22 protein-coding genes are annotated in these 22,785 nt (G+C 50.4%); 7 read left to right on the top strand and 15 right to left on the bottom strand.

Features of this window, described 5'->3' with window-relative positions; all coding sequences use genetic code 11:
- Positions 1–3 precede the first annotated feature (3 nt).
- The 9 genes from OGV94_RS20570 to OGV94_RS20530 form a co-directional block, all read right to left on the bottom strand.
- Complete coding sequence (locus tag OGV94_RS20570; protein ID WP_213731778.1) at positions 4–786, bottom strand: glucose-6-phosphate isomerase family protein; 783 nt, start codon at positions 784–786, stop codon at positions 4–6.
- Complete coding sequence (locus OGV94_RS20565; RefSeq protein ID WP_047406310.1) at positions 779–1,342, bottom strand: glucose-6-phosphate isomerase family protein; 564 nt, start codon at positions 1,340–1,342, stop codon at positions 779–781. The genes OGV94_RS20570 and OGV94_RS20565 overlap by 8 nt, the downstream gene beginning before the upstream one ends.
- Before the next feature lie 97 nt (positions 1,343–1,439).
- A complete protein-coding gene (gene rihC, locus OGV94_RS20560; RefSeq protein WP_047406313.1) occupies positions 1,440–2,354 on the bottom strand; it encodes a ribonucleoside hydrolase RihC in 915 nt (304 codons plus the stop codon).
- 66 nt (positions 2,355–2,420) lie between these two features.
- Positions 2,421–3,371: a 4-hydroxy-3-methylbut-2-enyl diphosphate reductase gene (ispH, locus tag OGV94_RS20555; protein ID WP_043018372.1), complete on the bottom strand. Its 951-nt coding sequence runs from the start codon at positions 3,369–3,371 to the stop codon at positions 2,421–2,423.
- 1 nt (position 3,372) lies between these two features.
- Positions 3,373–3,822 (bottom strand): FKBP-type peptidyl-prolyl cis-trans isomerase, encoded by a 450-nt coding sequence (gene fkpB / locus OGV94_RS20550; RefSeq protein WP_003018929.1) that lies wholly within the window; start codon positions 3,820–3,822, stop codon positions 3,373–3,375.
- A gap of 117 nt (positions 3,823–3,939) precedes the next feature.
- Positions 3,940–4,437 carry a signal peptidase II gene (gene lspA, locus OGV94_RS20545; RefSeq protein ID WP_003018932.1) on the bottom strand — a complete coding sequence of 166 codons (498 nt, stop codon included), beginning with the start codon at positions 4,435–4,437 and terminating at the stop codon, positions 3,940–3,942.
- Entirely contained in the window at positions 4,437–7,253 is a 2,817-nt protein-coding gene (gene ileS, locus OGV94_RS20540) for an isoleucine--tRNA ligase (RefSeq protein WP_043018371.1), read from the bottom strand. Before ileS ends, lspA begins: the two co-directional genes overlap by 1 nt.
- 37 nt (positions 7,254–7,290) lie before the next feature.
- On the bottom strand, positions 7,291–8,229 hold the full coding sequence (gene ribF, locus OGV94_RS20535; RefSeq protein WP_286524275.1) for a bifunctional riboflavin kinase/FAD synthetase: 939 nt from the start codon (positions 8,227–8,229) through the stop codon (positions 7,291–7,293).
- A 7-nt stretch (positions 8,230–8,236) separates the two neighbouring features.
- Positions 8,237–8,452: a DUF2575 family protein gene (locus OGV94_RS20530; protein WP_072033398.1), complete on the bottom strand. Its 216-nt coding sequence runs from the start codon at positions 8,450–8,452 to the stop codon at positions 8,237–8,239.
- 105 nt (positions 8,453–8,557) lie between these two features.
- Here OGV94_RS20530 and rpsT point away from each other — a divergent pair, with 105 nt between their 5' ends.
- From rpsT to OGV94_RS20515, 3 genes are all read left to right on the top strand, one after another.
- Positions 8,558–8,821, top strand: a complete 264-nt coding sequence (gene rpsT / locus OGV94_RS20525; RefSeq protein ID WP_003018940.1) for a 30S ribosomal protein S20 — start codon at positions 8,558–8,560, stop codon at positions 8,819–8,821.
- A 449-nt stretch (positions 8,822–9,270) separates the two neighbouring features.
- Positions 9,271–10,644, top strand: a complete 1,374-nt coding sequence (locus OGV94_RS20520; RefSeq protein WP_286524271.1) for an MFS transporter — start codon at positions 9,271–9,273, stop codon at positions 10,642–10,644.
- Positions 10,645–10,679: 35 nt separating this feature from the next.
- Positions 10,680–12,719, top strand: coding sequence for a glycoside hydrolase family 31 protein (locus tag OGV94_RS20515; RefSeq protein WP_286524268.1), 2,040 nt, complete (start codon positions 10,680–10,682; stop codon positions 12,717–12,719).
- Positions 12,720–12,773: 54 nt separating this feature from the next.
- Here OGV94_RS20515 and nhaR read toward each other — a convergent pair whose 3' ends face one another.
- Together nhaR and nhaA are read right to left on the bottom strand one after the other, a co-directional pair.
- Entirely contained in the window at positions 12,774–13,667 is an 894-nt protein-coding gene (gene nhaR, locus OGV94_RS20510; RefSeq protein WP_043018367.1) for a transcriptional activator NhaR, read from the bottom strand.
- A 38-nt stretch (positions 13,668–13,705) separates the two neighbouring features.
- Positions 13,706–14,872, bottom strand: coding sequence for a Na+/H+ antiporter NhaA (nhaA, locus tag OGV94_RS20505; RefSeq protein ID WP_286524265.1), 1,167 nt, complete (start codon positions 14,870–14,872; stop codon positions 13,706–13,708).
- Positions 14,873–15,370: 498 nt separating this feature from the next.
- On the opposite strand from nhaA, the gene OGV94_RS20500 reads away from it, so the two are divergent.
- Positions 15,371–15,817 (top strand): winged helix-turn-helix domain-containing protein, encoded by a 447-nt coding sequence (locus tag OGV94_RS20500; RefSeq protein WP_353622574.1) that lies wholly within the window; start codon positions 15,371–15,373, stop codon positions 15,815–15,817.
- Between the two features lie 58 nt (positions 15,818–15,875).
- Here OGV94_RS20500 and OGV94_RS20495 read toward each other — a convergent pair whose 3' ends face one another.
- Positions 15,876–16,832: a LysR family transcriptional regulator gene (locus tag OGV94_RS20495; protein WP_286524261.1), complete on the bottom strand. Its 957-nt coding sequence runs from the start codon at positions 16,830–16,832 to the stop codon at positions 15,876–15,878.
- A gap of 379 nt (positions 16,833–17,211) precedes the next feature.
- Here OGV94_RS20495 and OGV94_RS20490 point away from each other — a divergent pair, with 379 nt between their 5' ends.
- Positions 17,212–17,655 (top strand): winged helix-turn-helix domain-containing protein, encoded by a 444-nt coding sequence (locus OGV94_RS20490; protein WP_043018365.1) that lies wholly within the window; start codon positions 17,212–17,214, stop codon positions 17,653–17,655.
- Between the two features lie 21 nt (positions 17,656–17,676).
- On the top strand, positions 17,677–18,210 hold the full coding sequence (locus OGV94_RS20485; RefSeq protein ID WP_286524259.1) for a glycoside hydrolase family 108 protein: 534 nt from the start codon (positions 17,677–17,679) through the stop codon (positions 18,208–18,210).
- Positions 18,211–18,271: 61 nt separating this feature from the next.
- On the opposite strand, the gene OGV94_RS20480 is transcribed toward OGV94_RS20485, so the two are convergent.
- The 3 genes from OGV94_RS20480 to dnaK all read right to left on the bottom strand — a co-directional run bounded on the left by OGV94_RS20480 (position 18,272) and on the right by dnaK (position 21,987).
- Positions 18,272–18,613 (bottom strand): phage holin family protein, encoded by a 342-nt coding sequence (locus OGV94_RS20480; protein ID WP_080625745.1) that lies wholly within the window; start codon positions 18,611–18,613, stop codon positions 18,272–18,274.
- A 232-nt stretch (positions 18,614–18,845) separates the two neighbouring features.
- Positions 18,846–19,979 carry a molecular chaperone DnaJ gene (dnaJ, locus tag OGV94_RS20475; protein WP_008786151.1) on the bottom strand — a complete coding sequence of 378 codons (1,134 nt, stop codon included), beginning with the start codon at positions 19,977–19,979 and terminating at the stop codon, positions 18,846–18,848.
- A gap of 85 nt (positions 19,980–20,064) precedes the next feature.
- Complete coding sequence (gene dnaK / locus OGV94_RS20470) at positions 20,065–21,987, bottom strand: molecular chaperone DnaK (RefSeq protein ID WP_003829739.1); 1,923 nt, start codon at positions 21,985–21,987, stop codon at positions 20,065–20,067.
- A gap of 382 nt (positions 21,988–22,369) precedes the next feature.
- Here dnaK and OGV94_RS20465 point away from each other — a divergent pair, with 382 nt between their 5' ends.
- Positions 22,370–22,774, top strand: a complete 405-nt coding sequence (locus OGV94_RS20465; protein ID WP_043018362.1) for a DUF2541 family protein — start codon at positions 22,370–22,372, stop codon at positions 22,772–22,774.
- Positions 22,775–22,785 lie beyond the last annotated feature (11 nt).

Raw genomic sequence — 22,785 nt, 5'->3', positions numbered from 1 at the left:
TCTTTATGGATGAAAGTTTTGCCACAACTCAGGGTGCTTATCCGGGCGCGAGATAAATTGAAAACGCGCCGGGTCCTCGATGAATTGCTGGTAAACAGGTGCGGAAGTAATCGAAAGCTCGGTATATTGTCGGGGCGTTACGGCCTGCAGTCGTCCAGGAGTGTAACGCGGATTATGCTGCCAGATAACGTTGTTTCCCTGCAGTAACGGATACCACGCCAACCCTTTATGCGCACGAACGGCCTCGTACTCAAAACCATATTCACGATCGCACCACGCGCCAAAAGTTAACGGTACATTCGGGTCTGCGGATATGGTCGCATGTCCCCAACCGGGTGGTACCAGCACTTTCTCACCGGGTTCAGCGATCACAGCGAAACAGCGGCCCGGGTCGTCCTCAACATACTCCTGCATATAGATTATCGCTTTTCCCTGCCAGATTTCGTAAAGCTCCGGCGGGGACCAGCCGCTGTGCTGACTGATACGATGAATATGTCCCTGACTACGCACCGGCTCCTCCCCCAGCCGTCCCGCCGCATAGGTCACCACGCCAAACAACAGCATCCGCTTTTTCAACTCTTCGCGATCCTGCATTCGCGCCACATCCATCGCAATGGCATACACCTCTTGCGGCCCTTCACAGTATGGATCGCGCAGCGAGGCGCGGATGTCATCGAGTTGACGAATTTCCGGCATCGGCCCGGTAACCTCATCCCCATAGCTAAAACCAAGCGGGCAATGATGAACCGTCATATCGAGGCCGTAAGAATGCGCTAAGTCAGCCATTCTGTACCTCCTTCGCCTGAACCCTCTTATTTTCTTCAAAGACTCTTATTCTGAAGCCCCTGGCAAGCGCCGCATAATCATGTCCCGCAATCCCCGGCCATACGGCGAGCGCCGACAGCACCTCCTCCCCGGTGTTGATTAACCGATGTGCGGTAAAGCCAGGGATAATATGGACGGATCCGGCGAATACCTTTTCCAGCCTCGCGTCGCCCTGTTCGGTTTGCAACAGCAGCAAACCGGTGCCACGCAAGCCAAAATAGACTTCCCCCTGTTCGCGGCGCGCATGGAAATGCCCGCGGGTCATAAAATATTCGCAGCCGACCCGGCCAGGATAAAGATGAGTAACGCCGGTGTAGAGTTCACCATCTGCGGGAGATGTATCCAGCATCTCAACGTCATACACGACCTGCTCGCCAGCCAGTTGCTGACGGGCGCTTTCATCGGCAAAAACGTGAGTAAGATCCTGAATACGGGTGGATTTGCGCAATAACGGGCCATCGGCCAAAGCGCCGCTTGCCCACGCCACCTGCGGTGGCTGGATAAAAGAAAGGTTCATATGTGTCTCCGGCCCGAGGAGAACAACAGGGTAAGATTAGCAGATTAATCGATTAACCTGCTAATTCTGTTTGCATATTGCGGGCCGGATCACAGCCTCATGGCGCCAGCGCCAGCACCTCTGCCACCCACTGCTGGAACCCCTCAACGTCAAGGCCCAGCGCGACCTGGGCATTTGCCGAATGACCCAAACGCCCTTCAATATCCACCACCGTCGTACCCGAGGTATATTCGCCCTGGGTTTCAACCGCCACGAAGCACGGCTGCAGGGTAAACAGTTCTGGGCGCACCAGCCAGGCAATAGCGCACAGGTCGTGCATTCGCAGCCCCGTATTCATGCTGCCGCTACGGTAATGGCTAAACAGCGCGTGCAGCATTTTTCCCGTCTGGTTAAGCTGAGGCAACGTCGCCAGATAGTCTGGGGCGAGCATGGCCTGATTAGTGACATCCAACCCACACATCACAATCTCCAGCCCGCTCTGGAAAACTTTCGCGGCAGCCTCGGGATCGATAGCAATATTAAACTCGGCGTTTGGCGTGAAGTTCCCGCGCCCGGCTGACCCCCCCATAATCACCAGACGCTGAATGTTGAATACGCATTCAGGATAATGGGTCAGCAGCAGCGCAATGTTGGTCAGCGGGCCAATCGCCACCAGCGTCACGGGCTGCGGGGCATGCATCAGTGCATCGCGAATCGCCTGGAAGGCGGGTTTTGCCATCACCTGGCGATCGTGCTCGACAAACTCATACCCTTCCATACCGGACTCGCCGTGTACGGAAGCGGCATCACGCAGCGGTCGCACCAGCGGCATCGATGCTCCCTGCGCCAGCGGAACATCCGCATTCCAGAAGTGCAGCAGTTGCAACGCATTACGGGTGGTTTTTTCCACCGACACATTGCCTGCTACCGTGGTCATTAGTTGCAGATCCAGCTCAGGGGCAAACAGCGCGGCGGCAATAGCGGCGGCATCATCAATGCCGGGATCGGTATCAAGAATGATCGGTAAGCGCATGGTTTCTCCATAAAAAAATGCCAGACGTTAAGTCTGGCATCTTCTCATAATCGTAACCGGAAAGACTTACTCTACTTCACGAACATCCACACGCAGCTCTTTCGGTACTTCGAAAACAATGTTTTCTTCACGGCCTTCCAGCGGAATAGCTTCTCCACCGCCAAGCTCTTGCAGACGAGCAATCACGTTTTGCACCAGGATATCCGGCGCCGAGGCTCCGGCCGTCACGCCTACGCACGTAGCTTCTTTCACCCACGCTTCCTGGATGTCGGTCGCATCGTCAATCAAATACGCTGCTTTCCCCATTCGCTGGGCCAGTTCAGCCAGACGGTTGGAGTTAGAGGAGTTTTTCGAGCCGACCACCAGCACAACATCAGCCTGTTCCGCCAGCGCGCGAACCGCTTCCTGACGGTTGGTGGTGGCATAACAGATATCGTCTTTGCGCGGCCCGACAATTTTCGGGAAGCGTTGGCGCAGCGCGTCAATGACGTCAGAGGTGTCGTCGACGGAGAGCGTGGTCTGCGTCATGAAGGATAATTTGCCTTCATTTTTGACGTCCAGTTTCAGCACATCTTCCGGTGATTCAACCAGATACATTCCCCCTTGCGGGTTGCTGTACTGGCCCATTGTGCCTTCGACTTCCGGGTGACCAGCGTGGCCGATAAGAATCGACTCTTCACCGCGACGGCTGGCGCGGGCAACTTCCATATGCACTTTCGTTACCAGCGGGCAGGTCGCATCAAAAACCGTGAGGTCACGGCCTTTGGCCTCGTTACGTACCGCCTGAGATACGCCATGAGCTGAGAAAATCAGGATCGCGCCATCCGGCACTTCGCTGATTTGCTCGATAAAAATAGCGCCGCGCTCGCGCAGGCTATCCACCACATAGCGGTTATGCACCACTTCGTGACGGACATAAATCGGCGCGCCGTAAATAGCTAGCGCGTTTTCCACAATGCTGATAGCGCGGTCTACACCAGCGCAAAAACCGCGCGGGTTGGCCAACAGGATCTGCATTTTACGCCTCCAGTGCCGGTTCGACTTCCAGCACTTCAATATCAAAATGAACGGTATGCCCGGCCAGCGGATGGTTGAAATCAACCGTGATCGAGTCACCGTTAATTTCGCGGATCACGCCAGGCATCTCACTGCCGTCCATTGCGGTAAAGAGCATGATAGCGCCAATTTCTGGCTCACCCGCGTCCATAAATTCCCGACGCGAGAAATACTGAATTAAGTCCGGGCTTGACACGCCAAAGGCGGCATCCGGTTCCAGAGCAAAAGTGGTTTTATCACCTTCTTTTAACCCCAGCAGGTGTTGTTCCAGTCCTTCAGACAGAGAACCGTCGCCCAGGCGAAACAGCGCAGGCTTGCCGTTATTGCGGGTTGACTCTGCGGTGGAGCCATCGTCGAGCTTAAGGGTGAAGTGCACCAGCACCGCACTGTTACTCTGTACTGATTTAGACATGCAGGTTGCTCTTTAAAATTGCTGCCGCCTGTTTGCCCGGTGGCGCTACGCTTACCGGGCCTACAAGGATCGCAGTATATTGTAAGCCGGATTAGCATAGCGCCATCCGGCATTTTTTTATGCGGCTTTTTTCTCTTTCGACGGCAGGAAGCCTTCGAGAACAATCAATGCCGCCCCGATACAGATAGCTGTATCGGCCAGATTGAATGTCGCGAAATGCCAGTCGCCGACGTAAAAGTCAATCATATCAACCACGAAGCCGTGCCACAGGCGGTCGAACAGGTTGCCCAGCGCACCGCCAATGATTAATGCATACGCGATGTTGTTTAGCTTCTGCGTTGCCTTCGAGCGATACATCATCACCATCAGGATAACGCAGATACCAATAGCGATACCGGCAAAGAACCAACGTTGCCAGCCGCCGCTGTCAGCTAAGAAGCTAAACGCCGCACCATAGTTACGCGCGTAGTGCAGATTAAGCGACGGAAACAGCGACACCGTATCCCCCAGAGCAAAGTTCTGGAGGATCAGGTATTTGCTGCCTAAATCGATAATCAGCACGACTACCACCAGCCACAGCCAGCGTAGTCCTGTTGAACAAAGAGGCTTACTCATCAGGCAAACTTACGTTGTTCGCCATCACCGGCGATGTTGCTGACACAGCGTCCGCAGATTTCTGCGTGTTCCGCCACCTGGCCGACGTCGGTAGTGTAATGCCAGCAGCGCGGGCATTTCTCACCTTCGGCTTTGCCGAGAACGATTTTCAGACCTTTGAGCAGTTCGCTCTGCTGAGCATCAGCAGGAGCCGCTGCATAATCCGCAACCGTCGCACCGGAGGTCAGCAGAACAAAACGCAACTCTTCGCCCAGCGCGGTCAGTTTCGCCGCCAGTTCTGGTTCAGCGTACAGGGTCACTGCCGCCTCCAGAGAACCACCGACTTTCTTATCCGCACGCGCCTGCTCGATGACCTTGTTCACTTCGCCGCGCACTTTCAGCAGCTCGTCCCAGTAGGCGTCATTCATCGCTTCGGTTTCGCCTAAACCAAACAGACCTTCGTACCATTCCCCGGTAAAGACGTACTTCTCACGATCGCCCGGCAGGTAGCCCCAGATTTCATCGGCGGTGAAGGACATGATCGGCGCCATCCAGCGAACCAGCGCTTCTGCAATATGGAACAGCGCAGTCTGGCAGCTACGACGCGCCACACTGTCCGCTTTCGCGGTGTACTGACGGTCTTTGATGATGTCGAGGTAGAACGAACCCATTTCTACAGAGCAGAAGCGCATCAGACGCTGTACCACTTCGTGGAAGTCATAGGCTTCGTAAGCTTTCAGGATCTCTTCCTGCGCCGCTTGCGCACAGCCTACCGCCCACCTGTCCAGTACCACCATCTCTTCCGGTTTCACCATATCTTTTACCGGATCGAACCCGTTCAGGTTCGCCAGCAGGAAGCGCGCGGTGTTACGGATACGACGATAGCTGTCGGCAGCACGTTTCAGGATTTCGTCAGAAACGGCCATTTCACCGGTATAGTCGGTTGAAGCGACCCACAGACGCAAAATATCCGCGCCCAGTTTGTTCATCACATCCTGCGGAGAAACGGTGTTACCGATAGACTTGGACATCTTACGGCCCTGACCATCAACGGTGAAACCGTGGGTCAGTACCTGGCGATAAGGTGCTTTGCCTTTCATGGCGGTGGAGATCATCAGAGAGGACATGAACCAGCCGCGGTGCTGGTCAGAGCCTTCCAGATACATATCGGCCGCATGGCCTGCAAACTCAGGGCGCACATCCACGACGGATGAGTGGGTTGAACCAGAGTCGAACCACACGTCCAGCGTATCCGGGACTTTGACATACTGGTCAGCTTCGTCGCCGAGGATATCTTTCGGATCGAGATCCCACCACGCTTGAATGCCGTCAACTTCAACGCGTTTGGCGACTTCTTCCATCAGTTCGACAGCGCGCGGATGCAGCTCTTCAGTGTCTTTGTGAACAAACAGAGACATCGGCACACCCCACGTACGCTGACGGGAGATACACCAGTCAGGACGGTTGGCAACCATCGATTCAATACGCGCCTGACCCCAGTCAGGGATCCACTGCACGCCTTTGATCTCTTTCAGCGACTGCGCACGCAGACCTTTCTGATCCATGCTGACGAACCACTGCGGCGTCGCGCGGAAGATGATCGGCGACTTGTGGCGCCAGCAGCACGGATAGCTATGCTGCATCTTCTCAACGTGCAGTAGCGCGCCTTTTTCACTCAGCAGCGCAACAATTTTGTCGTTAGCTTTAAAGACGTTCACACCGTCCAGTTCCGGATAGGTACCCGCCAGGTATGCGCCGTCCGGGCCAACCGGGTTAGCGATTTCCAGACCGTATTTCTGGCTGATGACGTAGTCATCCGGACCGTGACCGCCAGCGGTATGGACCGCACCGGTACCTGCATCCAGCGTAACGTGATCGCCAAGAATTGCCGGCACGTCAAAGCCCATAAACGGATGGGTAAAGCGCAGCAGTTCCAGCTCAGCGCCTTTCACCGTGCCAAGAACAGTGTATTCAGCCGCGCCAATACGCTGCATGACGCTTTCAACCAGATCCTTCGCCAGAATCACGGCCTGCCCGTCAATCTGCACCAGCGCATAGTCAAAATCAGGTGCCAGAGAAATTGCGCGGTTCGCGGGTAACGTCCACGGGGTGGTGGTCCAGATAACCAGTGAGATCGGGCCGTTGACGTCAGAAACACCAAATTTCGCTTTCACCGCGTCCTGATCGGCAGCGTGGAACGCCACGTCGATGGACGGGGAGGTTTTGTCATAATACTCAACTTCCGCTTCCGCCAGCGCGGAACGGCAGTCAACGCACCAGTGCACCGGCTTCGCACCTTTGTGCAGGTGACCGTTGCCGATGATTTTACCCAGCGCGCGAATGATGTTGGCTTCAGTTTTGAAGTCCATGGTCAGGTACGGATGTGACCAGTCGCCCAGCACGCCAAGACGGATAAAGTCTTTACGCTGACCGTCAACCTGCGTAGCAGCGTATTCACGGCATTTGGCGCGGAACTCCGCGGCGGTGAACTTCTCGCCCGGCTTGCCGTATTCCTGCTCTACTTTCAGCTCGATTGGCAGACCGTGGCAGTCCCAGCCCGGAACGTAGGGCGAGTCATAGCCCGTGAGTCCTTTGGACTTCACGATAATGTCTTTCAGAATCTTGTTAACCGAGTGACCAATATGAATGCTGCCATTCGCATAAGGAGGGCCATCATGCAGAATGAAGGTTTTTTTGCCTTTTTTGGCCGCACGAATGATGCCGTACAGGTCATCATCAGTCCAACGCGCCAGCATTCCCGGTTCACGCTTGGCGAGATCGCCGCGCATCGGGAACCCTGTTTCCGGCAAATTCAGGGTTGATTTATAGTCACTCATCAGATTCTCGGTTCCGTATTTAAAACTCGTATAGGCATTAAGCCGGTTTTGTAAGCCCAAAAAATTCGCGGGCAGTCAACTCATCACGCGCAATCTGCGCTTTTAGTTCATCCAGCGAGGCAAATCGCTGTTCGCTGCGTATTTTTTTACGCAGCACTACATCTATATGGCGACCATACAGGTCCATTACAACGTCCAATAGATGCACTTCCAACTGTTGGCGTACCCCTGCTACCGTCGGGCGGGTGCCAATATTGGCGACGCCGGGCAACGGTTTGTCACCCAGTCCCATCACTTCAACCGCATAAACCCCTTTCACCGGAGAAACCTGGCGACGAAGCGGTAAATTTGCTGTCGGAAAACCGATGGTGCGCCCTAACTCATCACCGTGAACGACGCGTCCTGAGATAGTAAAAGGATGCCCAAGCAGGCTTTCGGCCAGTTGCAGGTTATCTTCTGCCAGCGCCTGACGTACCGCGGTGCTGCTAATGCGCACACCGCCTTCACAGAAGGTTTGGGTGCTGGTGATATCAAAACCATACTCAGCGCCCGCTTCCTGTAATAACAAGAAATCGCCCTCACGGCTAGCGCCAAAGCGGAAATCATCGCCAACGGCAAGAAATTGTACACCAAGGCGCTTAACCAGCAGATCGCTGATGAAGGTCTGCGCCGTTAATGCCGCGAAACGCCTGTCAAAACGCACGCACAGCACGTAATCAACGCCGCACTCTGCCAGATAACGCAGTTTTTCCCGCAGGCGGGTGAGGCGCGCAGGTGACTTGTCCGTCGCAAACAGCTCAAGCGGCTGCGGCTCGAAAATCATCACCATCACCGGTAAATTGCGTTTGCGTCCTTCTTCCCGTAAGCCCTGCAGCAACGCGCGGTGGCCACGGTGCACGCCGTCGAAATTACCAATAGTCAGCACACACCCATGCGGGGCCTGACTGAGATTATGTATGCCTCGTATCAGCTTCATGTCTGGCTCAAAACAGTGAAAATCGTGAAAGTATACCCTGTACCGCGGTCAACGTTAACCGGCGATTGTTTCTACGAAACAGAAAGAGGATTGTTTTCATTGTTATGAAACAAATTGCAGACCTTCTGCGGCACGCTAATGCAATTTTTCTCGTGGAAAAGCTGTATTCACGCCACGCAAGCTGGTAGAATCCTGCGCCATCACTACGCAACGAGTGCTGCAATTTAAACGGCGCTTATTTGCACAAATCCATTGACAAAAGAAGGCTAAAAGGGCATATTCCTCGGCCTTTGAATTGTCCATATAGAACACATTTGGGAGTTGGACCTTGGCTAATATCAAATCAGCTAAGAAGCGCGCCGTTCAGTCTGAAAAGGCCCGCAAGCACAACGCTAGCCGTCGCTCTATGATGCGTACTTTCATCAAGAAAGTATACGCAGCTATCGAAGCTGGCGACAAAGCTACTGCACTGAAAGCATTTAACGAAATGCAACCAATCGTGGACCGTCAGGCTGCTAAAGGTCTGATCCACAAAAACAAAGCTGCACGTCATAAAGCAAACCTGACTGCACAGATCAACAAACTGGCTTAATCGCCTGCTTGTTGTCGCTTTGTGAAAAAACCCGCGCAAGCGGGTTTTTTTATGTCTGTCGTTTGCAGCCCGCTTCGACAGCCCCCCTCATTTGCTGAACTTGTTCATCCCACTCCTGCCCGTTTCTCCTGTCAGCCAGCCGTCCCACCAGAGACATGAAAGTTATTTTCTTTCACTGTTTAACTTTTTTAATTTCATTGTAGGGGAAATTGTGACCACCATAACAAATGACATAATAACTTAGCCAAAAACGAATAAACGCAATCCTGAAGTAAGATTTGATAATTGATCGTGACACCTGGGTTAACTATTTTTCACAAAACCAATTAACCACTATTTCAATCCAAAGGTGAACGTTTTCTGGCAACAAAAAAATAAAAAACACCCTACTGCTTAGAAAGTAAAAGCTGTTTTTCTGGGCGTATCGCACCAATATCGGAGTTATCATTATGAGTTCTGTTATTGAGGATACCCAGTCTTGCGGGTCAGCATCATTATCTTTACTGCAGCGTATTAGCTACGGCTCTTTGGATGTGGCGGGTAATCTGCTGTACTGTTTCGGTTCAACCTACATCTTATATTTCTACACCGATGTTGCGGGTATCAGCCTCGCCGTAGCCGGGGTTATCCTACTGCTGGCGCGTATTGTAGACGGCATAGACGCCCCCATCTGGGGGATCATCATCGATAAAACGCGTTCGCGTTACGGTAAATGCCGCCCCTGGTTTTTATGGTTACCGCTGCCTTTTTGTGTATTTAGCGCGCTGTCATTTTGGTCTCCTGATATCAGTATGACAGGAAAAGCCATCTATGCAGCAATATCCTACATGATCGCCAGTATTCTATTTACCGGACTTAATACACCTCTCAGCGCAATATTACCCTTGATGACCCTGTCCCCTAAGGAGCGTCTGGTATTAAATTCCTGGAGAATGGCCGGCGGGCAAATTGGGGTGTTATTAATGAATGCCACTGCGTTGCCCCTGGTTGCATTTTTAGGTAATGGAAACAACCATGCAGGTTTTATTTATACGGCAATTTTGTTTGCCGTCATATCCTGTTCGTTAACGCTTTTCGCCTTTAAAAATATCCGCGAAATGGATGCGGATAAAATTCAGCAAGAACCCAGATTGCCGATGAAAAAAAGCTTCGCGGCGATGAAAGGTAACTGGCCATGGATCTTAATGGTGCTGGCAAATTTGATCTTCTGGATTGCCCTACAACAGCGCTCCACGACCATTGTCTACTATCTGACCTACAACCTCGACCGCAAAGATCTGGTTCCACTGATTAACAGCCTGGCGACAATTCAGATCCTGTTTATCATCGCCATTCCTTTCATTAGCAAATACCTCGCTAAAACCTGGATATGGGTAGGTGGTCTGCTGGTCGCCACGCTTGGCGGCGTCATGATGTGGCTGGCTGCGGACAACATTCCTTTCCTCATCGCCGCCTGGGTTCTTGGCAATATAGGCAGCGGTATCGCCTGTTCAATGCCGTTTGCCATGCTGGGCTTCGCCGTCGACTTCGGCGCATGGAAGACGGGTATCAAGGCTACCGGCATTCTTATCGCCTTCGGCAGTACTTTTTGCATCAAGATGGGCAGTGGTTTGGGTACTGCATTCGCCGCCTGGATCATGAACAGTTTTGGCTATGTTCCGAACCACGCCCAGAATGCTGCAGGTCTGGAGGGAATTACCTGGGCCTTTATCTGGGCGCCCGCCCTGCTCTTCGCTCTCGCGGCGATCCCGCTGCTTTTCTTCCGTAAATACGAAGCGATGGAAGAGAAGATTCGCCACGATCTGGAAACTATCAACCAGTAACTTACCTTCACCCTCGAAATACGGGAGGCACCACCATGCCATTTGTGCAACATGATCCGCGTCGTCTGGTCTGGCAGCAAAACGATCGCTATTTGTGGATTGAACCCTGGGGCGAGAACAGCCTGCGCGTACGCAGCGGTCGGCATCTCGCGGTAATGAGAAATGAAGACTGGGCATTGAATGAGCCCGTCGCAGAAAGCCTCTGCCACATAGTTTATGAGCACCACCAGGCTACGCTGACCAACGGTAAAATCACCGCTATCGTCAATCAAAAAGGGCAGGTCTCCTTTTACCGCCATCCGCATAAGCCTCTGTTACAGGAGTTCTGGCGTCTGCGGGGTGAAATCGGCGAGGACGAGTCTTCACACGGGCAGTACGTCAGCGCGCTAAACCTGGAGGGGCGCGAGTTCCGCCCTATTCCGGGAGGAAAATATTCGATTAAAGCCCGCTTCGAAGCCGCCGAAGGGGAAAAAATCTATGGCATGGGCCAGTATCAGCAGGCCAATCTGGATCTCAAAGGATGCGTTCTGGAACTGGCACAGCGTAACTCCCAGGCCTCTGTACCGTTTATGCTCTCAAGCCTGGGCTACGGATTTTTATGGAACAACCCGGCAGTGGGTCGCGTAACGTTCGCTCACAACGTAACCGAATGGGAAGCTCAGGTCAGCGAACAACTGGACTACTGGATCACCGCTGGCGATACCCCCGCGGAAATCAGCCAGGCTTACGCGCTTGCTACCGGCACACCGCCGATGATGCCGGATTACGCCATGGGTTTCTGGCAGTGTAAACTCCGCTATCGAACCCAGGAAGAGCTGCTGGCGGTCGCCCGCGAATATAAACAACGCAACCTGCCCATCTCGGTTATCGTTATTGATTTCTTCCACTGGCCTAACCAGGGTGACTGGATGTTTGACCCGCGCGACTGGCCCGATCCCGACGCCATGATCGCCGAACTAAAATCACTGGGTATTGAGCTGATGGTCTCCGTCTGGCCGACGGTGGATAATCGCACCGAGAGCTATCGGGAGATGCGCGAAAACGGCTGGCTGGTGCAAACGGAACGCGGATTGCCGATCAATATGGATTTCCTCGGCAACACGACGTTTTTTGACGCCACCCATCCTGGTGCGCGCGATTACGTCTGGGGTAAAGCTAAGCGCAACTATTACGATAAAGGCGTAACGCTCTTCTGGCTAGATGAAGCCGAACCTGAATTCAGCGTTTACGATTACGACAACTATCGCTATCACGCCGGGCCGGTACTGGAAGTGGGTAATATCTACCCACGAATGTACGCCAAAACTTTTTTTGATGGTATGAAAGCCGATGGCGAAGACCAGGTTATCAACCTGCTGCGCTGCGCCTGGGCCGGCAGCCAGAAATATGGCGCGCTGGTCTGGTCCGGTGATATTCACTCTTCGTTTCAATCGCTACGCAATCAGTTTGCCGCCGGACTCAATATGGGGATCGCGGGAATACCGTGGTGGACAACGGATATCGGTGGTTTTCATGGCGGTAATATTCACGACCCCAAATTCCATGAGTTGCTGATTCGCTGGTTCCAGTGGGGCGTCTTTAGCCCGGTGATGCGCCTGCACGGCAACCGCGATCCGCAGATTTTACCAGAACATCCTTACCGTGATGGTATTGCCCAGTGTCCGACCGGTGCGGCGAACGAAGTGTGGAGCTATGGTGAAGAGGTGTGCGAAGTGTTGACCGGCTGTCTGACGTTGCGTGAAAAGTTAAAGCCGTACATCAAAGCGGTAATGGCGGAAACGCACGAACGCAATGCGCCGGTAATGCGCACCCTGTTTTTTGAATTCCCAGAACAGACAACAAGTTGGGAGATTACCGATCAATACTGTTTTGGCCCCGACCTGCTGATTGCGCCGGTCATGCATGAAGGTATGCGCGAGCGTGACGTTTGGCTACCAGAAGGGGAAACATGGACGGATCTTGCGACCGGCGAGAGTTATTCTGGAGGGCAAACGCTGCGCTATGCCGCACCACTGAACAGAATACCGGTATTTGTCCGCGAAGATGGTCAGTACCGGGGTTTGTTAAGGCTGTAGAATGATTCCGGCTGCGGGCAACCACCGCAGCCGGAATCATTATGACGTTCTGGCTTACTGCAGCTTAAATAATGCCGAGTAGTCCGCATTGCAAATACGCTGCACCGCCGGATGCTGGATCATTCTTTCCGCAAATATGGCGTGATACTCCTCCATCACATTCTCTACGCGTCCAATTTCAACAATAGAATCATCGGCATAGAAATTGTGCGAATAGAGCGTAGGCGCAACAAATATAGCGTTGTGCGTTGCGCCAAACGCTTTCATCAGCGCGGCGTCGTCAAACTCGCCGAGGATTTCAACGTTCAGTCCTTGTGAGTTAATCCAGTTCAGCAGCTTACGCCCGAGCATCGAACGACGCCCGGGGATTAACAATCGACGCTCTTCCAGACAAGCCGGGAATGGTTTCTCAGGCAGCGGCTGGGTGCACCAAAAACTCACGCTGCATTCGCCAATCCGCACAGAGAATAACCCTTCCTGCTGCGTTGAATCGATCGGGCAGTCGGAGATGATCATATCCAGCTTATGTTGGCTGAGCTGATCAAGCAGCATCTCGTGCGTTGATTCAAAACAGCGCAAATGGATTTGTTCATCTTCAACAACTGCGGCATCCAGCACGCTGCTGACCAGCTGTTTGGACAACGCATCTGCCACACCGACATCGAACAGTAAATTCGACTCTTTGCGGTAGTTCACGATATCCAGCATTTCCTGGCTTAACGTGAACATCTTATCCGCATACCGAAAAACTAATTCGCCTAACTCGCTTGGCTCCAGCCCACGCCCCTTGCGCTTGAACAGCTTTCCCTGCAAACGTTCCTCAAGCGCTTTAATCTGTCCGGTAATGGTTTGCGGCGTCAGATAAAGTGCTTCTGCAGCGCCAACCACCGAACCTTCTTTATAGACATGCCAAAAGTAGTACAGGTGGTTGTAGTTTATATGAGACATACTCACTCCCTGAAAATTGTCACAAAAGGGTTATCCCGTCAGGCTGACGCGTTCAACCGGGTGCGTAACCAGCAGAAACCTATTACCGCCGACAGCAAGGAACCGATCAGGATCCCCAGTTTCGCCCAGTTAATCAGCTCAGGATCGACGTTCCCAAACGCCAGGCTGGCGATGAAAATTGACATCGTAAAGCCAATGCCGCACAGAATGCCGACCGCCATAATTTGCTGGAAGTTCGTTCCCTCCGGCAATTGCGCCACCTTAAGGCGTAACGCCAGCCAGCAAAACAGGCTGATACCCAGCGGTTTGCCGATCAACAGGCCGGCAATGATCCCCAGCGGTAACACCGAGGTCAGTCCATCAACAGTAACGCCCTGCAGTGAAACGCCCGCGTTAGCGAAGGCAAACAGCGGCAGGATCAGGTATGCCACCCACGGGTGCAGAACATGCTCCAGTCGCTTCGCCGGTGAACGCCCGTGTTTTTCCTTCAACGGAATGAAGAAGCCGACGATCACGCCCGCCAGCGTCGCATGCACGCCTGACTTCAGTACGGCCGTCCACAGCACTACGCCAACCAGAATATAAATACCAGTGCGTCTTACACCGCACAGATTCAATGCCGCCAGAACGAGGATCGCGCACGCGGCAACGCCCAGCGACAGCAGCGAGAGATCGCTGGTATAGAACAGCGCGATGATGACGATAGCGCCGAGGTCATCGATAATCGCCAGCGCCATCAGGAAAATTTTCAACGCCACTGGAACACGACTGCCCAACAGCGCCAGCACGCCTAATGCAAAAGCGATATCCGTTGCCGCCGGGATAGCCCACCCCTCACGGGTGATAGGGTCGGCATAGTTGAATGCCAGATACAGCAGCGCCGGGACAATCATGCCCCCGATCGCGGCAATGATCGGAAACGCCGCCTGACGCAGGCTGGCCAGTGAACCTTGCATCAACTCGCGCTTCACTTCCAGACCAATCAACAGGAAAAACACTGCCATCAACGCGTCGTTGATCCACAGCAGCATATTTTTGTTGATCTCAAGCGCGCCAACCCTTAGTTGAACGGGCGTTTCCAGAAAGGCGTGGTACCATCCGCTGGTCACCCCGATATTTGCCATCAGCATAGCGACCACGGCAGCGATGATCAGAATGATGCCCCCCGAGGCGTCACTACTAAAAAAACGATGCAGATGTTTCACTTTTATTCTCTCTATTGGGTGAATACTTCGTAAATACTATCTTACACCCTCAAAAAGCTCGTTAAAATTAGATTATTCATGATGAATAGATCGGTTTTTACGATGATATCTTCATTGCTCAGGCAACGTGCCTGGCAGGACAATGCGCGAGATCATGCTTCAAATCTCACCTGGCCTTGGCCATGAGTTTGTGAAGCTCTGCGTCGTTTCAACAGAACATCAACCTATTCTTGATATCGACTATTTATTAAAAATATTTAATATCGGTCATTTGCCATAGAGAGTATAGGCAAGTTGGCACAATCAATAACGACAACTAAAAGCACAGCAATTGCTTTTTATTACAACTTCCACTAAAAACAGAATATTAGCTACGCTCAACTCCCGCCATAAACCGTGATTAAACGCTCTATATTAAAATAATTCATAGTGCAGACAATTCTCATCTATTGAAGAATACAAAATCTCCGCCTACGATGCAGAACCCACAGGAAACCAATGGTAAATAGAATCATGACCATATATACAATCAACAATCAATGTACTTATGATGATAAAACTCATGAAATCAAAAATCTGAAAAGCTCAGATAGATTAATAATGACAAGTATGAGGGTAAGATGTCTAAGATATATGATCCAAAATTCACACGAGGAAGTTATTCACAAGAAACAGCTTGCGCAGGCTCTATGGGGAGAACGCTGCCAGTTTGTGAACGACGCAAACCTGACTCAGCTACTATATTTATTGCGTAGAGATCTCAGAGAATGTGGCCTGCATGATTTTTTCTCTACCATCCCGAGGCAAGGTGTAAAAGTTAATGCTGACATCATTATCAATAAACCGGTGAAAAAATTATGGCTTCATCAGCGGTTGGGTAAAAACATACTATTTATTACTGTGTTAATTATTTCCTCCGTTCTGGCATTCATATTCACTCATTAATCACTGGGTTAATCATTAGAACCTATAACAGGCATCTCATAATGGACATAGGGATATGTCATGACATTTTATTTTTATCAAGAATAGATTGCAGTAATAGAATAAAATCTTTTGCTACTTGATAACGCTCACTTTTAACAGATATGCAGGCATAGACAGGCAATTTTTTAAATGAAAACTCACTGGGTGGTCGCATAATTTTCACTTTGTAATTTCTGACATCACGAAAATACAAAGCATAATTTAAAGGTACCAGCGCAATCATATCGCTTCGTTCCACAACATTAAAAACCCCAACTAATGAATCACTATGATAACCCGCATTCCTGCGTCCTTTGCAAAAAACTGTGTTCTCATATAAATCAACCACGTCCGCCGCTGCAGGGGTAAAGATACCCGTATGATACATTGCATGCTTACTGGCATAGAAATTATGCAGCGACAGTGCATCTAACTCATACAGTAAATTATGACTACCACATATGCACACATAGTCTTCAATATAATCAATAAGATGAACATCTACCAAATGATGTTCAATGGCTGTGAGACCAAAAGAAATATCGATCCGTCCCTTTATCAGCATCGTACTTAACGCGTTTTTTTCATTTTTCCTGGCTGAGTAGTGGTTAATAATATAATTACTGAATAAATCGCAATCATTAAATACAGAAAAGTAGTAACTCTCAATAATATCACCCCCTAAAATAATGATCTCATTATCTTCTTTGGCGTGATGTTGGCTATTGAGGGTTGCATCGATAGCAGAAATAACTTGCCGAAACACCTGGTGCAAATCTTTTCCTGCTACAGTTGGCACCAGACCATCTCGGGTTCTGATAAAGAGATCTTCTTCATAGATGGTGTGCAGCCTGACAAGAGCATGAGAAACCGCAGCTGGCGTCACCTCCAATTTTTGGGCTGCCCGGGTTGCATTTCCCTCCGTGATAACAGCATCAAATACTTTAATCAGGTTGAAATCAAGATTTTGGTAATGTTTCTTTCCAACAACCATTCACGTATCCCTGTATCAATATGAAAATTTTATCGCGGCAACAGATTACCTTCGGGGATAATTTATTACAATAAAATTACCAGATAACAAGTTATAAATAAACAATACTATTGTAATTACCTACTTTATAAGTATCAGATTCGCCATCAAGATTCATAGCGTAAATGCATGTACAAAAAACGCACATCAACCGTAATAAAAAAAGATAAAAACATTATCACAATTGTTGTTTATCTAAATTAACAATAAATGATTTCTCAACACTCAGGACTTAATCTAGCCTACAGTCTGATATTAACCAACGAGTGGATTTACAGGCGGCATATTAAATACTGATAACCTGTATTTTCTTATTATGTTAGTGAGGCGCAATAAATTAATGAAACAGTATAAAATCAACGATACGATTATTTATAATGAGTCATTACGAGAAATCACATCATTACAAGATAAAACGATAATAAAAATGACGCATATGCGGGCACAATGCTTGAGCTTTTTGCTTCGCAATGCAAAGCGAGATCTGATTACGCGCGAGATGGTCACAGAAGCCGTCTGGGGGCAAAAAGGGAAATTTATCAGTGACGCCAGCCTGACCCAACTGCTTTATCTGTTACGTCGTGATTTAAAACAAATTGGTTTGGACGAATTGTTCACAACATTGCCACGCCAAGGATTAAAAATTAATGATGATATTAATATCACTTTCAATGATACCCCAACCAGCTATACCTCACCAGCAATAAAAAATAAAACATTACAGGCAATATTTCTAATCACTTTATTGCTCACAATTTCATTCGCACTTGTCAGATATATGTAGGCCAATTGGGGAAAACGCATCATGAATAAGACTCTGGAGAACATTTTGATACTGGAAGGGGGTTATGTTGATAACCCGAAAGACAAAGGTGGTGCAACCAACTGGGGAATTACTGAGGCAACCGCCCGTAAACATGGGTTCTTGAATGATATGCGAGATTTAACTCGCAGCGAAGCCTACGCTATCCTCGAAGAGGATTACTGGATTAAACCAGGGTTTAAAGATGTTGCAAACCTATCCGAATCTATTGCATTTGAGCTATGTGATGCGGCAGTCAACATTGGACAACATCATCCTGTTTTATGGTTACAGCGCTGGTTAAATGTTCTCAACCGAGAAGAGAGAAGCTATCAGGATATTGTCGTGGACGGAAAAATCGGCACATACACCATGGCAACGCTGCAATATTACCTGACCGTACGTGGCAAAGAAGGTGAGGAGGTATTGGTGAAAGCGCTAAATTGTAGCCAGGGGGCCTGGTATCTGAGTCTCGCCGAGAAAAACCAACAAAATGAAGAATTTATTTATGGCTGGATGAAAAATCGAGTCTCATAACATACTGAATTATGTTATCCCCCGGCTCATGGAGGAGCCTGCTTAAAGAATAAAAGAATATTTAAGCTTTCGCATTATCAAGCATACGTTTTATCTTATCTCCAAGAACCTTCAGAATGGGTCCAGCAAAGACACCACCAAGGCCAGCGGCCAATAACACCATATTAAAGCTGAGCTCTTTTTCAATCGCCAGAGCACTCAACAGGAAGCTGGTAAAACACGAAATAACCATCTGTGTTAAGCAATACCTGATTTTATCGAAAATACTTCGTTTTTCTCTATTTTCTTTTCTCAGCAGAAAGCTGACTACACCTCCCCAGGCGCCAATTGCAATTACCGTCATTAACACTTCCAGTTCCAACAGCACAACTTCAGACGTAGCTAAATGATTTGAAATAGCCATGATTAACACTCCAGTTTTTAGCGAAATAGTGTTTACAGCTGGAGTTTATGCGCATTAATAAGATGAGAAAAATCACAGTGCATCATCTGTCAGCACTGCGTATCAAAGAAGAGAAATGATATTTCTCATGCACGGCATTAAGGCATGAAAATCGATAGCGTATTAGGCATTACGTTGAGGATAAAAAAACCTGGGCTATTTGCCCAGGTTCAGAGGAGTTCAACGCTGAAGCTTAGCGCGTCAGATCGTCGAAGAACTTCTTCACACCATCGAAGAAGCTTTTAGAGCGCGGACTGTTTTGCTCGCCGGTCGGGCCGCCAAAGCTGTCCTGCAGATCTTTGAGCAGTTGCTTCTGCTTGTCGTTCAGGCCCACTGGGGTTTCAACCACCACGCGGCACAGCAGATCGCCCTGAGCGCCACCGCGTACAGACTTGACGCCCTTTCCACGCATGCGGAAAAGTTTGCCAGTTTGCGTTTCGCCCGGAATTTTTAACTTCACGCGACCGTCCAGCGTCGGGACTTCAATTTCGCCGCCCAGCGCTGCCATCGCAAAGTTAATCGGTACTTCGCAGTACAGGTTATTGCCTTCACGTTCGAAAATTGGGTGCTGTTTTACCTGCACCTGAACGTACAAATCACCCGCTGGCGCGCCATGTTCACCGGCTTCACCTTCACCCGCTAAACGAATACGGTCGCCGGTATCAACCCCTGCCGGGATCTTAACGGACAGCGTTTTGCTTTTCTCAACGCGACCATGACCGTGGCATTTGTTGCACGGATCTTTAATCAACGTACCGCGACCCTGACAGTGTGGACAGGTCTGCTGTACGGCAAAAAAGCCCTGACGCATCTGTACCTGACCGGAACCGTGACAGGTTGGACAGGTCTGCGGCTGAGTCCCTGCCTTCGCACCGCTGCCGTGGCAGACATCACACTCTTCCAGCGTCGGAATACGGATCTCTTTGGTGACGCCACGCACGGCTTCTTCCAGAGTGAGATCCATGTTGTAACGTAAATCAGCACCACGTGAGGCGCGCTGACGACCACGACCGCCGCCAAAGATATCGCCAAACACGTCACCAAAGATATCGCTGAAGTCAGCCCCGCCGCCAAAACCGCCGCCGCCGCCCATGCCGCCTTGCTCAAACGCTGCATGGCCGTACTGATCGTAAGCCGCACGTTTTTGCGCATCGGTCAGGATCTCGTACGCTTCTTTGATCTCTTTAAACTTGGCTTCGGCCTCTTTATCACCCTGGTTGCGGTCCGGGTGATATTTCATGGCCAGGCGCTTGTAGGCCTTTTTGATTTCACGCTCTTCCGCTGATTTGGAAACGCCTAAAATCTCGTAATAGTCTTGCTTAGCCATCTCTTTTTATCTGCCCCTAACATGCGTGCACGGGCGGAGAGGAAACCTCTTCGCCCGTGCCAGTAATTACCCGTTCAAAGGGCGATTATTTTTTATCTTTCACTTCTTCAAACTCGGCGTCGACAACGTCGTCATCTTTCGCGTTGTTTGCAGAAGCATCAGCGCCTGCTGCGCCAGCCTGCTGCTGTGCGTGCTGCTGCTGAGCGATTTCCATCAGTTTCTGGGAAACCTGTGCCAGCGCCTGCATTTTCGCTTCGATATCTGCTTTGTCTTCGCCTTTCAGAGAAGTTTCCAGCGCGGTCAGTGCAGACTCGATGGCAGTTTTGTCATCAGCCGGCAGTTTGTCGCCTGCTTCTTCAACCTGCTTGCGAGTGCTGTGCAGCAGATGGTCACCCTGGTTACGGGTCTGAACCAGCTCTTCAAACTTACGGTCAGATTCTGCGTTCGCTTCTGCTTCGCGAACCATTTTCTGAATTTCTTCTTCGTTCAGACCAGAAGAAGCCTTGATGGTGATCTTCTGCTCTTTACCGCTGTTTTTGTCTTTCGCGGAAACGTGCAGGATACCGTCGGCATCGATGTCAAAAGTCACTTCGATCTGCGGCATACCGCGCGGAGCCGGGCTGATACCATCCAGGTTAAATTGACCCAGATCTTTGTTATCAGCGGCACGTTTACGTTCACCCTGCAGCACGTGGATGGTTACCGCAGACTGGTTGTCTTCAGCGGTAGAGAACACCTGGCTGTGCTTGGTCGGGATAGTGGTGTTTTTCGCGATCAGTGGAGTCATTACGCCACCCATGGTTTCGATACCCAGAGACAGCGGGGTAACGTCCAGCAGCAGCACGTCTTTCACATCACCGGTCAATACACCACCCTGAACGGCAGCACCGATTGCCACTGCTTCGTCCGGGTTAACGTCTTTACGCGGCTCTTTACCGAAGAATTCAGCAACTTTCTTCTGTACCATCGGCATACGAGTCTGACCACCGACCAGGATAACGTCCTGAACGTCGGAAACAGACAGACCAGCGTCCTGCAGAGCGACTTTCAGCGGCTCGATAGAACGGTTAACCAGGTCTTCAACCAGGCTTTCCAGTTTCGCACGGGTCACTTTGATGTTCATGTGTTTCGGACCGGTCGCGTCTGCAGTGATGTACGGCAGGTTCACGTCGGTCTGCTGAGCGGAAGACAGTTCGATCTTCGCTTTCTCAGCGGCTTCTTTCAGACGCTGCATCGCCAGCGGGTCGTTACGCAGGTCGATACCCTGATCTTTCTTAAATTCGTCAACCAGGTAGTTGATCATACGGCTGTCGAAGTCTTCACCGCCCAGGTGGGTATCACCGTTGGTTGCCAGAACTTCGAAGGTTTTTTCGCCGTCAACTTCGTCGATTTCGATAATAGAGATATCGAAAGTACCACCACCGAGGTCATAAACCGCGATAGTACGGTTGCCGACTTCTTTATCCAGACCGTAAGCCAGCGCGGCTGCGGTCGGTTCGTTGATGATACGTTTGACTTCCAGACCTGCGATACGACCGGCGTCTTTGGTTGCCTGACGCTGAGCATCGTTAAAGTATGCAGGTACGGTGATAACCGCTTCAGTTACCGGTTCACCCAGGTAATCTTCAGCCGTTTTCTTCATTTTTTTCAGCACTTCAGCAGAAATCTGCGGCGGTGCCATTTTCTGACCTTTTACGTCAATCCATGCATCACCGTTGTCAGCACCGATGATTTTGTACGGCATGATGGCTTCATCACGCTGTACTTCTTCGTCCTGGAAGCGGCGGCCAATCAGGCGTTTAATCGCAAACAGGGTGTTTTGCGGGTTTGTCACTGCCTGACGTTTAGCCGGCTGACCAACCAGAGTTTCACCATCCTGGGTATAAGCAATGATAGAAGGCGTGGTGCGATCGCCCTCGGCGTTCTCCAGCACACGTGCAGTAGTGCCATCCATAATCGCTACACAAGAGTTGGTAGTACCCAGGTCGATACCAATAATTTTACCCATCTAAACGTCTCCACTAAAAATTCGGTCATCATGTGGTTGTGAATCTGTAATAAGGGCGAAACGTGCGGTTTCAACTACCCTGAATCGTTTTTTTTCAGACTCACCACTGCGGTTGTCTACAAGATGGGGTCGTAACCCACTTCATCAAGGGGGGAATGAAAATTTTTTTTAGCCTTGTGGCAATAAAATCACAGAAAAAAGGCTAAAAGATAAAAAATGAATAGTTGCCAACCAGAATTAATTCACACCAGCAATTAAATAAATAAAGCCATTCACATAAAAATTGTAATAAAAAGAAAAGATTACGAGAATGAATCATTTTTCCGACGGCGGTAAGATGCTCTGAAGTCACACACTTTTGCAGCCGTCAAAGAGAAATCCCATGAAATCCTCGTTAACCCTTTCCGCCAGCCTGTTTATGGGCCTGCTGCTGAGCAGCGCCGCGCACGCTAACGATCATAAAGTTTTGGGTATGATTGCCATGCCCCGTAACGAAACCAACGATCTGACCCTAAAACTTCCCGTTTGTCGCGTGGTGAAACGCATTCAACTCACGGCCGATCATGGTGATTTACAGCTCAGTGGCGCATCTGTTTATTTCAAGGCTGCCCGCATGTCCAGCCAAAGTCTGAATGTGCCTTCCTCCATCAAAGAAGGGCAAACGACCAACTGGATCAACATTAATAGTGACAACGACAATAAGCGCTGCGTCAAAAAAATCACCTTCTCCGGCCATACGGTGAACTCCTCTGATATGGCAACGCTGAAAATCATCGGCGACGACTAATTCCGCACACT

It is taken from the genome of Citrobacter sp. Ce006 (genome assembly GCF_030336535.1).
Taxonomy (GTDB): Bacteria; Pseudomonadota; Gammaproteobacteria; order Enterobacterales; family Enterobacteriaceae; genus Citrobacter; species Citrobacter europaeus.
This window is presented reverse-complemented; position numbering and strand designations above follow the sequence as displayed.

Bases quoted from the DNA above. Each gene is read 5' to 3' on its own strand.
- rihC (WP_047406313.1), bottom strand. From the start codon at position 2,354: ATGCGCTTACCGATCATTCTTGATACCGATCCCGGCATTGATGATGCC.
- OGV94_RS20520 (WP_286524271.1), top strand. From the start codon at position 9,271: ATGAGTTCTGTTATTGAGGATACCCAGTCTTGCGGGTCAGCATCATTA.
- ispH (WP_043018372.1), bottom strand. From the start codon at position 3,371: ATGCAGATCCTGTTGGCCAACCCGCGCGGTTTTTGCGCTGGTGTAGAC.
- OGV94_RS20495 (WP_286524261.1), bottom strand. From the start codon at position 16,832: ATGGTTGTTGGAAAGAAACATTACCAAAATCTTGATTTCAACCTGATT.
- OGV94_RS20500 (WP_353622574.1), top strand. From the start codon at position 15,371: ATGGTAAATAGAATCATGACCATATATACAATCAACAATCAATGTACT.
- OGV94_RS20480 (WP_080625745.1), bottom strand. From the start codon at position 18,613: ATGGCTATTTCAAATCATTTAGCTACGTCTGAAGTTGTGCTGTTGGAA.
- fkpB (WP_003018929.1), bottom strand. From the start codon at position 3,822: ATGTCTAAATCAGTACAGAGTAACAGTGCGGTGCTGGTGCACTTCACC.
- ribF (WP_286524275.1), bottom strand. From the start codon at position 8,229: ATGAAGCTGATACGAGGCATACATAATCTCAGTCAGGCCCCGCATGGG.
- nhaR (WP_043018367.1), bottom strand. From the start codon at position 13,667: ATGTCTCATATAAACTACAACCACCTGTACTACTTTTGGCATGTCTAT.
- lspA (WP_003018932.1), bottom strand. From the start codon at position 4,437: ATGAGTAAGCCTCTTTGTTCAACAGGACTACGCTGGCTGTGGCTGGTG.
- OGV94_RS20570 (WP_213731778.1), bottom strand. From the start codon at position 786: ATGGCTGACTTAGCGCATTCTTACGGCCTCGATATGACGGTTCATCAT.
- OGV94_RS20485 (WP_286524259.1), top strand. From the start codon at position 17,677: ATGAATAAGACTCTGGAGAACATTTTGATACTGGAAGGGGGTTATGTT.
- dnaJ (WP_008786151.1), bottom strand. From the start codon at position 19,979: ATGGCTAAGCAAGACTATTACGAGATTTTAGGCGTTTCCAAATCAGCG.
- dnaK (WP_003829739.1), bottom strand. From the start codon at position 21,987: ATGGGTAAAATTATTGGTATCGACCTGGGTACTACCAACTCTTGTGTA.
- OGV94_RS20515 (WP_286524268.1), top strand. From the start codon at position 10,680: ATGCCATTTGTGCAACATGATCCGCGTCGTCTGGTCTGGCAGCAAAAC.
- ileS (WP_043018371.1), bottom strand. From the start codon at position 7,253: ATGAGTGACTATAAATCAACCCTGAATTTGCCGGAAACAGGGTTCCCG.
- OGV94_RS20565 (WP_047406310.1), bottom strand. From the start codon at position 1,342: ATGAACCTTTCTTTTATCCAGCCACCGCAGGTGGCGTGGGCAAGCGGC.
- OGV94_RS20465 (WP_043018362.1), top strand. From the start codon at position 22,370: ATGAAATCCTCGTTAACCCTTTCCGCCAGCCTGTTTATGGGCCTGCTG.
- OGV94_RS20490 (WP_043018365.1), top strand. From the start codon at position 17,212: ATGAAACAGTATAAAATCAACGATACGATTATTTATAATGAGTCATTA.